General features: G+C 53.7%; 12 protein-coding genes and 1 rRNA gene. 3 read left to right on the top strand and 10 right to left on the bottom strand.

Features of this window, described 5'->3' with window-relative positions:
* A 16S ribosomal RNA gene (locus BG52_RS12045) occupies positions 1–258 on the bottom strand; the annotation flags it as partial.
* A 907-nt stretch (positions 259–1,165) separates the two neighbouring features.
* Here BG52_RS12045 and yyaC point away from each other — a divergent pair.
* Together yyaC and BG52_RS12055 are read left to right on the top strand one after the other, a co-directional pair.
* Positions 1,166–1,774 carry a spore protease YyaC gene (gene yyaC / locus BG52_RS12050; RefSeq protein WP_036585523.1) on the top strand — a complete coding sequence of 203 codons (609 nt, stop codon included), beginning with the start codon at positions 1,166–1,168 and terminating at the stop codon, positions 1,772–1,774.
* Positions 1,775–1,890: 116 nt separating this feature from the next.
* Complete coding sequence (locus BG52_RS12055) at positions 1,891–2,181, top strand: HesB/YadR/YfhF family protein (protein ID WP_036585521.1); 291 nt, start codon at positions 1,891–1,893, stop codon at positions 2,179–2,181.
* Between the two features lie 57 nt (positions 2,182–2,238).
* Here BG52_RS12055 and BG52_RS12060 read toward each other — a convergent pair whose 3' ends face one another.
* Positions 2,239–3,168, bottom strand: a complete 930-nt coding sequence (locus BG52_RS12060) for a DMT family transporter (RefSeq protein ID WP_051588070.1) — start codon at positions 3,166–3,168, stop codon at positions 2,239–2,241.
* 239 nt (positions 3,169–3,407) lie between these two features.
* On the opposite strand from BG52_RS12060, the gene BG52_RS12065 reads away from it, so the two are divergent.
* Positions 3,408–3,677 carry a GlsB/YeaQ/YmgE family stress response membrane protein gene (locus tag BG52_RS12065; RefSeq protein ID WP_036585519.1) on the top strand — a complete coding sequence of 90 codons (270 nt, stop codon included), beginning with the start codon at positions 3,408–3,410 and terminating at the stop codon, positions 3,675–3,677.
* Between the two features lie 132 nt (positions 3,678–3,809).
* Here BG52_RS12065 and BG52_RS12070 read toward each other — a convergent pair whose 3' ends face one another.
* The 8 genes from BG52_RS12070 to BG52_RS12105 form a co-directional block, all read right to left on the bottom strand.
* A complete protein-coding gene (locus BG52_RS12070) occupies positions 3,810–4,253 on the bottom strand; it encodes a carbohydrate ABC transporter permease (protein WP_051588072.1) in 444 nt (147 codons plus the stop codon).
* 43 nt (positions 4,254–4,296) lie between these two features.
* Positions 4,297–5,565, bottom strand: a complete 1,269-nt coding sequence (locus BG52_RS12075) for a hypothetical protein (protein WP_036585517.1) — start codon at positions 5,563–5,565, stop codon at positions 4,297–4,299.
* On the bottom strand, positions 5,540–5,842 hold the full coding sequence (locus BG52_RS12080) for a hypothetical protein (RefSeq protein WP_036585515.1): 303 nt from the start codon (positions 5,840–5,842) through the stop codon (positions 5,540–5,542). The genes BG52_RS12075 and BG52_RS12080 overlap by 26 nt, the downstream gene beginning before the upstream one ends.
* 28 nt (positions 5,843–5,870) lie before the next feature.
* Complete coding sequence (locus BG52_RS12085) at positions 5,871–6,704, bottom strand: carbohydrate ABC transporter permease (RefSeq protein ID WP_036585513.1); 834 nt, start codon at positions 6,702–6,704, stop codon at positions 5,871–5,873.
* A 27-nt stretch (positions 6,705–6,731) separates the two neighbouring features.
* Positions 6,732–7,610, bottom strand: coding sequence for a carbohydrate ABC transporter permease (locus BG52_RS12090; RefSeq protein ID WP_036585526.1), 879 nt, complete (start codon positions 7,608–7,610; stop codon positions 6,732–6,734).
* 170 nt (positions 7,611–7,780) lie between these two features.
* On the bottom strand, positions 7,781–9,166 hold the full coding sequence (locus tag BG52_RS12095; RefSeq protein ID WP_036585511.1) for an ABC transporter substrate-binding protein: 1,386 nt from the start codon (positions 9,164–9,166) through the stop codon (positions 7,781–7,783).
* A gap of 129 nt (positions 9,167–9,295) precedes the next feature.
* Entirely contained in the window at positions 9,296–10,852 is a 1,557-nt protein-coding gene (locus BG52_RS12100) for a response regulator transcription factor (protein WP_036585509.1), read from the bottom strand.
* Positions 10,830–12,342, bottom strand: a 1,513-nt coding sequence (locus tag BG52_RS12105) for a sensor histidine kinase (RefSeq protein ID WP_036667335.1), incomplete at its 5' end; no start/stop codon positions are given. The genes BG52_RS12100 and BG52_RS12105, both read right to left, overlap by 23 nt.

A 12,342-nucleotide genomic window follows, 5' to 3' on the forward strand; every position in this document is an offset into this window, starting at 1 on the left:
GCTAATGCGCCGCAGGTCCATCCGTAAGCGGCAGATTGCTCCGCCTTTCCCAATTCCCCCATGCGAGGGTATTGCGTATCCGCTATTAGCATCCGTTTCCGAATGTTATCCCGGTCTTACGGGCAGGTTACCTACGTGTTACTCACCCGTCCGCCGCTAACTCAGTCAGGAGCAAGCTCCCGACTAAATCCGCTCGACTTGCATGTATTAGGCACGCCGCCAGCGTTCGTCCTGAGCCAGGATCAAACTCTCCATTAAAGTGAGTCGATATCGCTCATTACTTGTATAGCTTTTCCATCCTCCCTCGCAGGACAATGGGGCAGTTTCGCTCGTTGTTCAGTTTTCAAAGAACAATTTCTCTTACCGGCTATCTCTCGGCCGGAATTAGAATATACCATAGATTTAATCAAAAATGCAACTGTTATTTTTTTACAGTCCCGTCCGCCACCATAGCAGCGGCTGGCCGGACTCATAATATACCACGACTGCGTCGCTAAATACAATCGCAAATTTTGGAAACGGACGAATATTTCTTAAGACTGGGCGGGATGATAACAGGGAATATGAATCCGCAGGGTGGTCGTGGAGCTGCCCCTTATATATAGAGAGAGGAACGATTTTTCAATTCAAACCGCGCCCTGTTCCGACCAGGACAGCAACATAAGCGCACCGTCGAAAAGCCGTCCACCAAAGTGCGCAGCTCCGCAGCATAATGGTCATAGGCTGCCCGGCAGTTCGGCAAGCCAATGGCAACGGGTCCCGTGCCCGTTAATCCTTCCACTCCGGCCTCTCCGAAAGTACGCTCCCTCAAGCGGATAGCCGCGTCAACACTTTTTACGAAATCGTTATATGTGACATAATGTATCAACTGATCCCAAATGAAGTAAAATAATTGCATAGGAAATTCAGCCCAGAGAATCGGAAATTGCAATCGCGCAGACAGCGACGACATTAAATAATTTCCCATAAAACCGCTATGTAACTGGCAAAGGCTCTTCCCCACCCTCTTGCAAATGTCGAAAATTGATTGTTTTTATTTTTCGTTCCCCCCCTATATTACGACAGCATTTTTTAGATACATTTTGTACCATTTTATTCAAGGTATGAACGGCGGTAAATCTCATGTAGAGAGATGCAACGATTCGCTCGTCGAGAGGAGTTCCCTATGAAAATAGCGACCGTGAATAACGAGCCCTTAAAAGTGCCTTATACGAATCCAACCGCCTTCTTCAAGATCGCCGACCGGCTGAACGGTTATCTCAATGGCCTTGATCCGGCAAGGCGGATTGCCGTCGTCTGTCTCGGCACCGACCGTTGCACCGGCGACTCGCTGGGTCCGCTTACCGGATCCTCGCTGATCAAGTTCCGCTCCCCCATGTTCGATCTTTACGGCACACTGGAATCTCCCGTGCATGCGCTGAATCTCGACGAAACGCTGCGGGAGCTCCACCGCAAAACGCGTAATCCATTCATCATCGGCATCGACGCTTGCCTTGGACAGGCATCCAGCGTGGGATGCATCGAGGTCGGCGAAGGTCCGGTACTGCCGGGAGCAGGCGTCAAAAAACAGCTTCCCCCTGTAGGCAACATTCATATGACCGGTATCGTGAATGTCGGAGGCTTCGCCGAAGTGTTGGTCCTGCAAAATACGCGGCTGCATGTCGTGATGGGTATGGCGGAGCTCATTTCACGGACCCTGTTCAGAGCGATCTCCGTCGCTGCAAAGGGACAGAAGGAGATTGCCCCGGCCGCCGGAATTGCTCATTCTCTTTGACCGTTTTCCGCCTAACAAGCAGGCTGCTCATGCAGCCTGCTTTGGCATTGGATGTACGTCCGGTTATAATTGAGTATGATAGGAATGAACGGATGGTATGCGGAGGAGGAATGTAAATGCCCGGAATAGCGGTAGAGCCGCTCGCGGCACAATGGTACAAGCAGGAAATGGCCCTGACCGACGGGGATTTCGTGCGGATTTTCGTCCGGCTGGGAGGATTCGAGAACCTTAACCCGGGTTATTCGCTCGGCGTGATGAAGGATAACCCGGCCAATCCCGCCATACAGGCGACTGTTGAAGGCGTAACGTTTTACATGGAAGAAGCGAACGTCTGGTATTTGGGTGGCAAACAGCTTCATATCGTGTTCGATCCGGGCCGCGAGGATATCCGGATGGACTTCATTTGACCGCATGACAACCCGAACGTAGGGATCAGGCCGTTCAGCCCCGTGCGAGACTCGCCGTCATCCGGTGGGCTGCGGCCGTTCTTCTTTGAGCCCGACAGGCTTCCTCGTACGATTCGTCATGTACACGCCGGCTATGATCAGCAAGGCGCCGAGCACATGATAGAAGCGAATCGATTCACCGGTAAAAATCGTTGCGAATACGGCGCTGAACAACGGAATAAGGTTCAGATAGCCGGCGCAGCGCTGCGGTCCCGCCAGCTCGATCGCCCGATTCCACGACAAAAAAGCGACGATCGAAGCAAACAACCCCAAATAAACGATTCCGATCATAAGTCCCGGCCTCCATACGATCTCCCCGGGAACCGACAGCAGCTCAAGCGCGGATAGCGGCAGCAGCAATCCCGTCGCGACGGCCGTCTGCACGAGCAGCAGGGCGCTTGGCCGGAAGCGGCCTGCCGCCTTTTTCATCCCCACCGAATACAAGGCCCAGCAAAAAACAGCAAGCAGCATGAGAAGATCGCCCTTATTGAACGAAAGCGCCAGCAGCGCTTTCAGACTGCCACGGCCGACAATCCACAGAACACCCGCCATCGAGACGGCAATACCTGGAATCGCGGCCCAAGCCAATCTCTCCTTCATCATGAGCGAAGCCAGCATAAGGACCAGAATGGGCGTCGCCGAATTCATGAGAGCCGCATTGATCGACCCCGTGAACTGCACTGCCATATAGGTCAACGTATTAAACCCCGCCACTCCGGTGACGGATAGAAACAAGACCATTTTCCATTGGCGAAAATAATCCTGACGCTGCCGCCAAGCGTCCTTTCCGAAAAAAGGGAGCAAGCAAAGAAAGGCAATGCCCCATCTGGTCGCGGCAAGCGTTACGGGCGGTATCGAATCGACCAGCGCTTTGCCGGCAACAAAATTGCTTCCCCATATGCAGGTGGCCAGTACAAGCAGCAGATATGGTGAATTCACAAGCTTCATTATCCGGCTCCTCCCGGGAATCTATACAAAACAGACTGATGAACTTCAGCCTGCTAAGTATAGTATATTCGGAATGAAATATCACGTAGAATCAAATTTCGGCATTCGCCATAGACCTCCGGACTATCCGCCGGAACGGGCTTGTAGCCGGCTTCCAAAATGTCTGATATGTTTAGCTCCCTGTGAGACGGGTAATGAGAGGCAGATAAACAGAAAACATACAAAGGGAGATGGGAAACATGGCATTCTTATGGTATCTAATCGTCGGTGGTATTATCGGCTGGCTCGCAGGTCTGATCGTCGGACGCGACATCCCGGGCGGGATCATCGGTAACATTATTGCAGGTATTATCGGCGCTTGGCTGGGTGGAGCATTGCTTGGCGCATGGGGACCGGAAGTGGGCAACATTTACCTGATTCCGGCACTGATCGGCGCCATCGTCCTTGTCCTGATCGTCAGCGCAATCCTGCGTCCGATGCGCGTTCGCGACCGCCACGCAACACGCTAACCGCAAAGCCGGCATAGCGGCACAACCGCAACAAAGGGGCCTGCGGCGCTTCACTGAAAATGTGAAGCGCCGCAGGCCTTTTTTTTGCAGCTTCCGCTTTAGAGGTTAACCGTAGCCGCCGATCCAACCCCCTTACCCCTTGCTTCCCGTCATCGCGATGCCTTCGATGATTTGCCGCTGGGCGAGCAGGTATACGATCAGCACCGGCGTTACCGCAATGGCGGTTCCCGCCATCATGAGCGGCCAATCCGCCACATACAAGCCTTTGAACATATTGAGCATCAGCGGCACCGTGTACTTCTCAGGCGTGCTGAGAAAAATAAGCGGTTCCATAAATTGATTCCAAATATCTTTGAAAGCAAAAATGCCGAATGCCGCAAGCGCGGTTCTGGTCAGCGGCAAAATCACATACCCGTATATTTGCAGCGGGTTGGCTCCATCGATGACGGCTGCCTCCTGCAACTCATTAGGCAGCCCTTTGATAAACTGCATAAGCATAAATACGCCGAACGCTTTGAATAGCGCCTCCGGCATGATCAAAGCGAGATGGGAGTCTACCCAATTGATTTGCTTCATAAAAACATACAGTGCAATAATGATGACCTGCTTCGATCACGGGCTACTCATTGCCGGCTTTCGAAGCCCTCCACTGCTCGGTAGCCTTGTTCACTTCCGACCAGAAGTGGTCCAGCTCTTTCTTTGCGACTTCGCGGACGAATGCGATTTCCTCTTCCAGCAGCTCAGGGACCCACTTCCGACCCAGATTGGCGTGGACAACCTCGTCCGCCCAGTCATAGTCCTGGAATTGCTGCATGAGCGGATGTTTCGCCTCGTCGCGGAAGTACTCGAACTCCTTCTTTTTGCCGTTGCTGACCATTGCGCCTTCTTCGATACCGATACTCAGCCAGGCATATTGAGCACCAGGAAGCTTGTGCTCATTGACATCATAGTCTGACGTGTACTGCGGTTCCTTCTTCCAGTCATAGCCCTCGGCTTCCAGCGCCGCCTGGCCGAACATGGCATGACGCGCCTCATCCCATACATGCCGTGCCAGATCGCGGTGGAAGCTCCACGGCATCTGCCGCTGGCTGTACAACACGCCTGAAACAAGCTCGCAGGCCGTCATCTCCTCCTGGCGGACACGCATCGTAGCGACGACCCGCCTTCCCATTTCATCGTCCGGCGCATTCGACATGCTTGTTCTTGCCCATGTCACGGGCCCCATCGTCCGCGGATCACGGACGGAGCGGAGCGGTAGCCGATACGGCTCCGTCGAACGCTCCCGGGGCGGCAGTTCGGTTGTCTTGGGCAGCGAGCTGTCGATGCCGCCTGCCGCCGCGATATAAGAACGAAGCCTATCCGTAAACGGTTCATGAGCGGGAAATACGCCGCTGTCCTCCAGCATACGCTGCAACTCACACCCCCATGTAACCTGCTCTTCGAGATCGAGAACAATCGTCCGCAGGATGCGGAGCGTCGGCTGGTCGACGATTTGCTGCGTCGTCGCCATATGCCGCCGGTACGTTTCAAGCAGAGCGGGTTTAACGACGGCATAGATGCCGGCCGTCAGCTCTAGGTCATTCTCCGCATGAATGAGCTCATCTATCAACAACGACAGGACGGCATCGGGTTCTTTGCCGAGAACGGCCGAGGACGTGCGTAGCTCCGGAATCCGCCCCCGCAGCGCATTGGCGGCCTCGGCATTCTCGTACATATGCCGGCAAAGCCCGAGCTTCAGATCCCAGTCGCCGCGCGCCGGCAGCTGTCCTGCCATGACGCGCAGCAGTCCTTCGTGCATGAAGCGGTACCTTTGAAGCACTTTGGCGTTCCGTTCCACGCTGTATTCGCCGATATCATAAGGTTTATGAATGCCGGTGTAACTGATCATTCGACATGGCCTCCTTGTTCTTGTTTACCGAAGGGAAAGAAATTACTCCGCTGTGATGCGGAGATAACCGGCAGCCGGCCTCCCCCAGGCTTGGAATCCGGGTCTTCCAGTTCAACGACAGCGACGGAGGCGCAGTCGGCGTATCTGCTTCCATCCGGTAACGGATCACCTCGAGTCCCTCCTCCTGCATCCGGAAATCGAGCGTAATCCGGAAATTTCCCTGGTCTCCCGTTGCAATAACGACATGCCGGCTTGCCGTGGCTGCCTGTGCCATCATTTCACCCTTCCTGCCTCGATTAGGCTGCTTAACCTTTAATGCCGGAAAGCGTAACGCCTTCGATGATATAACGTTGACCGACGATATATACAATTAGAACCGGGATAAGCGCAACCGAGGCTCCGGCCATCATCAACGTCCAGTCCGTGGCGTACATCCCGCGGTATAGGTTCAGCATCATCGGAACTGTAAACAAATCCGGGGTATTGAGGAAAATCAGCGGGTAGAAGAAGCTGTTCCACATCCCGAGAAACGTGAAGATACCGAGCGCAGACAAAGCCGGCTTGACAAGCGGCAGCATGACGCGGGTGTAGATCGTCCAGCGGTTCGCGCCGTCAATAATGGACGCTTCTTCCATTTCCCTCGGGATGCCCATGAAGAACTGGCGCAGAAGGAATACACCGAACGCGTTAAGCAGCGCCGCCGGTACGATGAGCGGCAGATGGGTATCGATCCATCCGAGATTTTTCATGATCAGATAGAGCGGAATAATCGTGACTTGGCCCGGTACCATCATCGTCGCAAGAAACAGAATGAAGATCGCATCCCGGAACGGAAAACGGATTTTGGCGAATGCATATGCGGCCATCGAGCACGTGATGAGCTGCGCGACGACGACGATAATGTTGATATAAATGCTGTTGTAATACGCACGTCCAAAAGGCAGCGCCGTCAGCGAAGCCTTGAAATTGCCCCAGATGAACGGATCCGGAATCCATTTCGGCGGAACGAGAAACACCTGCCCTAAATCCTTAAGCGCACTGGATACCATCCAGAGGAACGGTACCGTCATGAAGACCGCCCCGATGAAAAGAATGATATGAAGCAAGATGGTGGACGATTTTAACCTTTTTGTAAGCATAATCTCTCTCTCCCTTCCTCGTTCCGTTTATCCTTCGTAATGGACCCAGCGCTTGGAAATCCTCATTTGGATCAGAGTGAGCACCAGGATGATCACGAACAGAATGACAGCGGCTGCGGTGCTTTTGCCGAATGTGAAATCGACGAATGCCGAATCGTAAATGTGAAAAACCATTGTATAACTGGCCTTGGCCGGTCCCCCGCCCGTCATGACGAACGACTGATCGAATACCTGAAACGAACTGATGATCGAGATGATCGTCACGAAAAACGTCGTAGGCGACAACAACGGAATTGTAATGTGACGAAGCTGCTGCCATTTGTTGGCCCCGTCGATCTCCGCTGCTTCATAATAGGTCGCCGAGATGCCCTGCAGACCGGCGAGGAACAGCACCATGCTGCCGCCGAGACCTACCCACACGCTGAGCAGCGAGATAGCCGGTATGACAAACCGCGTATCCGTAAGCCATTGGGGCCCCTGGATGCCGAACCAATCCCTCAAATAAAGATTGATCAAGCCGAAATCTCCGTTCAGCAGCCACATAAAAACGACGGCCACCGCAACGGACATCGTAATATTCGGCATGAAATAGAAGAGGCGGTAAAGCACTTTACCTTTAACCTTATTAAGTCCGACCGCGACAAGCATGGACAGGATGATGCCGGTCGGCACGGTAAGTACCGTGTAGTATAGCGTATTCACGACCGCGATATTGAAATCGGGATCTTTGAACTGTCCGATAAAATTATCCAGCCCGACGAACGTACGGGCACCAAAACCGTCCCATTGCATGAGGCTGAGTGCGAAAGCGAGGATCAACGGGACCATCGCAAAACCTATGAGGCCGATCGCCTGCGGGAGGATGAAAAAATACCCCCAAAGCGCCTCCGATGTGCTCGATTTCATGGAAGGCCACATGGCATCCGTCCGTTCCACGGTTGGAGCAAAGGTCTCGCTTCTTTCCGACGTTTGCGTGCTCATAACCATCTACCTTTCCTTAGTGATAGGAAGAAGGAAGGGCCCGGCTCCCGGAACCCTTCCCCTCTCTTGTTAGCTCACCAGTACCTGAGGCATGTTTATTTTTTGTTTTTGTAGTCGTCAATCTTCTTGTTGGCGGCATCCTGAATTTCTTTCATCGCCGTATTCAGGTTCTGGTTCTTCAGCCAAAGGGCTTCAAACCGGGTGTTGATTTCCGTGTCCAGTCCCGGAATGCCTGCTTGAGCCGTCGTCAGCGCATAACCGATTTCGCGCGCATCCAGGAACGCTTTGTAGTTCGCCGGCTGATTACCCTCGGACACAACAACATCTGCACCGATTACGGACGGAACCGCGTTGCCGCCTCCCGACAGGCGGAAGGTTTGACCTTCTTTGCTTACGAACTCAGCAAGGAACTTATAAGCGACTTCCTTGTTCTTGGACGCCTTGTTCAGTACCATGTAAGCGGTAGGAATGCCTGCCGGTTCAATGGCTTTGCCGGTGTTGGTCGGCCAAGTCACAATATCATACTCAAGACCGGAGGCCCTCTTGAACAGCGGCAGATACCAGCGGCCCGCACCTACGAAACCGACCTGATTGGACATGAACATCGCGTCGGCGCCTTGTCCTTTCGGCAGTGTGCCGGCGAATGTAATGTTCTTACTCTTCACGTTATCATAAAGGAATTTGAAGGCTTCCATTGCTTTCGGATCGTCATAGGCGATGTACTTACCGTTCTCGTCATAGATGTTACCGCCGTTGGAAGTTACCCAGCTGAACGTATGTCCCCACCAGTTGTCAAGGACATAGCCGTATTTCTTGCTGGCTTTGATCTTTTCGGTCATTTCCTGGAATGCCTGCCAGTTCCACTCGCCCTGGGCTTGCAGGTCGGTCGGCATTTCGGTGATGCCCGCATCTTTCAGCACCTTCTTGTTGAACCAAAGCACCATCGGGTTGTTGTCAACCGGTACGCCCCATATTTTGCCGTCTGCCTTGGCCGCGCCCCACAGACCCGGGAAGAAATCTTCTTCCTTGATCACGCTGCCTTCTCCGCTAATGAACGGCGTCAGTTCTTCGATAGTGCCGTTCTCGATTAGTTTGACGACCATGGAGTCGCCTGCGTAGAACGCATCAGGTGCCGTGCCGCCGCTGAGCTGCGTGATGATTTTCTGCTCATATTCACCCGGAATCGGGATCAGCTCCACTTGAATGTCAGGGTTTCTTACGTTGAAATCCTTCGTATACTCCTGGAAGCGGGTCAGCTCTCCCGGGTTACCCCAGGTTGCCCATTTGATCTTGACTTTCTCAACGCTCGCAGCTGGCTTATCGCCATCTGCAGCTTTATCATTGCCACCGGTGTTGCCCGTGTTGTCTGCAGTACCACCCGTGTTGGCAACATTGCCGCCTCCGTTGCCCCCGCCGCACGCTGTCAGCACAAGACCGAACACGAGCACCATGACAAGCGCAGACCATCTTAACTTCTTCATCTGTTTGCCTCCCTTTTAATTTTATCCAAAAATTTTTGTAATCGCTTTAATTATAGAGCGGGGAGGAAACTGGTTTGAACCGATTATGTTCCGAAAGGGTGTTTTTTCTTCGGTAATTGGTGTCATCCGTTACTTCCGCCGGACACCCTGAAACTCAGCCGGGGACAATCCGACCAGCTTCTTGAATTGCTTGCTGAAATGTTTAACGTCGTTGAATCCGGATTGCTCCGCGACCTCGTAAACCTTGAGCGACGAGCCCTGCAGTAGCTCCTTGGCCCGCTTCATCCGCAGCGCGATCAGGTAGTCAATGAAATTCTGTCCGGTGACCCACTTGAACATCTCGCTGAAGTAATTTCGGCTGACGTTCACGGCATCTGCCACCTGCAGAAGCGACAACGGCTCCGTGTAGTGCTCCTCGATATAGCCGACCGCCTGCCCGACGATGCGCTGGTGCAGCGTCCGGTCCGGCTGCGGCGCGTCGTCCTTGATCCACCAGCCGGTGAAAATGCTCCTCACAAATTCCGCCACATCTCCGGCATAGTTCAGCTTGCTTATTTGGCGGATATTTCGCATGATCGAGGCATCCGTATCCTTGAATAACGCTAACAGGCTGAGCAGTTCCTCCGCCTCCTGAATCACCTCCTCTTTCGTTCGGTGCCCAGGGGTCCAATGGGCTATAATCCGCTCAACAACCGCTTCAGATTTGGCCTGAAAGCCTATCGAAAGCGATTCCTTCAGCTGCTTGAGGAGGGCCGGATAATCGAAAGACGACGGCACTGCCCTATGGTCATCGTGCAGCGCCTCCGCCAAGACCACGCTGGCCGGACCGCTGAAGAACGTCCGCTCAAGCGCCCGTTTCGCCTCTTTTCCGGCATCCCTGATGCTGACAAAACGATCGTATTCACCGCTGACGCCGACGGAAACGCTGAAACGCTCCGAAGCCTGCGCAATCCGTGACACCATACGTTCCAGCGCACCGTCCCGGAAAAGGTCGGCACGGGCCATCGCCATCAAGAGATCGGGCCGCAGCTGTGCGGACACCAGCGGCTCGAACGATTGCTCGATATACTGCTTGGACGCTTCTGCATACTCGGCCAGCATATTCTCCGTATCGTTATCGGTCATCTGGACCGCGTGAAGCCCAAAAGCCGCTACCCGGTACTTCGCCTCCGGAAGCACCAGTTTGAGCCGCTCGAACGCGTCGTGCTCGCCGCACACGGCTTTGCCGAACGTCCGCTCAATCGCCCGCAGTTTCTCCGCCTGCTGCCTTTCCTTCAGTTGCTCCATCATTTTGCGATGCTCCTGCTCTTTTCGCAGCTTATTCCGCATTTCGTCCAGCACCGTCTTCAGCGAATCCGAATCCAGTGTCGGCTTCAAGATATAGTCGCATGCGCCGAGCCGGATCCCCTCGCGAACGTATTCGAAGTTGTTATGGCAGCTGAGCAGCAGTACCTTGACCCACGGGCACAGTTCTCTTGTTTTGCGCGTCAGTTCAAGGCCGTCCATGACCGGCATCGCAATATCGGTGATCAGAATATCGACCTCTTGATTCTGGATCCATTTCATCGCCTTCTGTCCGTTGGACGCTTCCCCGACAAGCTGGAAGCCGTTCCGCACCCAGTCAAACGAGGACCTCAGCCCGACGCGCGCCATTTTCTCATCATCAACCAACAGCACTCTGCACATGTTTATCCCCCATTGGTTTCGAGATTGTGATCCGGACCTCTGTGCCTTCATTTTTCTTGCTCGAGACGATCAGGCCGTAGCCGCTTCCGTAATACAATTGGATCGTCTGATGCACGTGCTGCAGTCCGATATTCGTCATCCCCTTGCTATGCCGCTCCGCATCGTTTGCAAGCAGTTGCGTGATCCTTCCCTCATCGATGCCGACACCGTCGTCCGTGATCCGGATAACGATATCCTGAACGGTCTCCTCCACGTCGATAGCGATCGTTCCGGCTTCGTCCTTTGGTGCGATACCGTGAAAAATCGCGTTCTCGACGATCGGCTGTAGCAACATCCGCGGGATGGGCACCTGCCTCAGCTTATCCGGACATCGGATGTTAAGCACGATTCCGTTATCGTACCGGTACTCCTGGATGATCATATACTTCACGAGCAGTTCCAGCTCGTCCCCCAGCTTGATAAAGACGCCCTTGCGCTCCAGGCTCCCCTCGAGCAGGTGCACAAGAGTGGTGATCGCCTTGTCGACGTCACCGACGCGGTTGAGCTTGGCCATCCATCGGATCGAGTTGAGTGTGTTGTACAGGAAATGCGGATTGATCTGATACCTCAGTGCACGGATCTCCGCTTTCTTCTTCTCGGACTCTTCCTTCGCGATCTGCTCGATCAGCAGGTCGATCCGGGCGATCATATTGTTGAAGCTCCGGCCGAGTTGCCCGATTTCGTTATTGCCGACATAGCGGCTGCGCACACTCAAGTCCCCTTCCTCGCCCTTGCGCATCAACCGGCTGAGATCCACCAGAGGATTCCCGATTCTTCGGGTGGCGTAATACCCTATGCCGATGGCAAGCAGGATACAGCCGAGTGCAATCCACATTGTGAATTTCCGGATGCTCGCCGAATCCGCGCTAAGCTCCGCAAGCGGCACTACGCCGACCACATCCCAACCGTTGTCAAGTTGTTCGGGAATAATCAGTGTGCTGCTGCCATCCAATTGATAAGCCGTTTTTTCCTTGGGCACGACATATCTGGATTCTATTCCGAACAATGAGGCATTCGGATGATAAAAGTAGCGGTTCTGATCGTTCACGACGTAGAGATAGCCGGTATCGCCGAACTGCACACGGCTGAGTTCCCGGTTTAGTGCATTGCTCATAATTTCAAAGAACATAACACCTATGATCTCTCCCGTACGCCAGCTGCGAATAGCGCGGCCAAGTCCGAACACCGGGAAGCCTGTTTCGTTCTTCTTCACATACGACGCCTTGGACAATCCGAACCATACCGCACTGCCGTTCGCCTTCAGGATTGCCTGGTACCAATCGGAATCCCATTGATCAGGAACCGAATTAATTTCCGAGCTGAGCAGCGAGTTGCTCCGGTTCACGTCGAATATATAGATATCGATGATTTCCGGCGAATTTATCATGATTGAGGTCAGCATATCCTTGCCGTCCTGCAGCTTGAGCCCACTTTCCGCATGAATAAATTTC

The sequence above is a fragment of the Paenibacillus darwinianus genome (assembly GCF_000598065.1).
Lineage (GTDB): Bacteria > Bacillota > Bacilli > Paenibacillales > Paenibacillaceae > Paenibacillus_I > Paenibacillus_I darwinianus.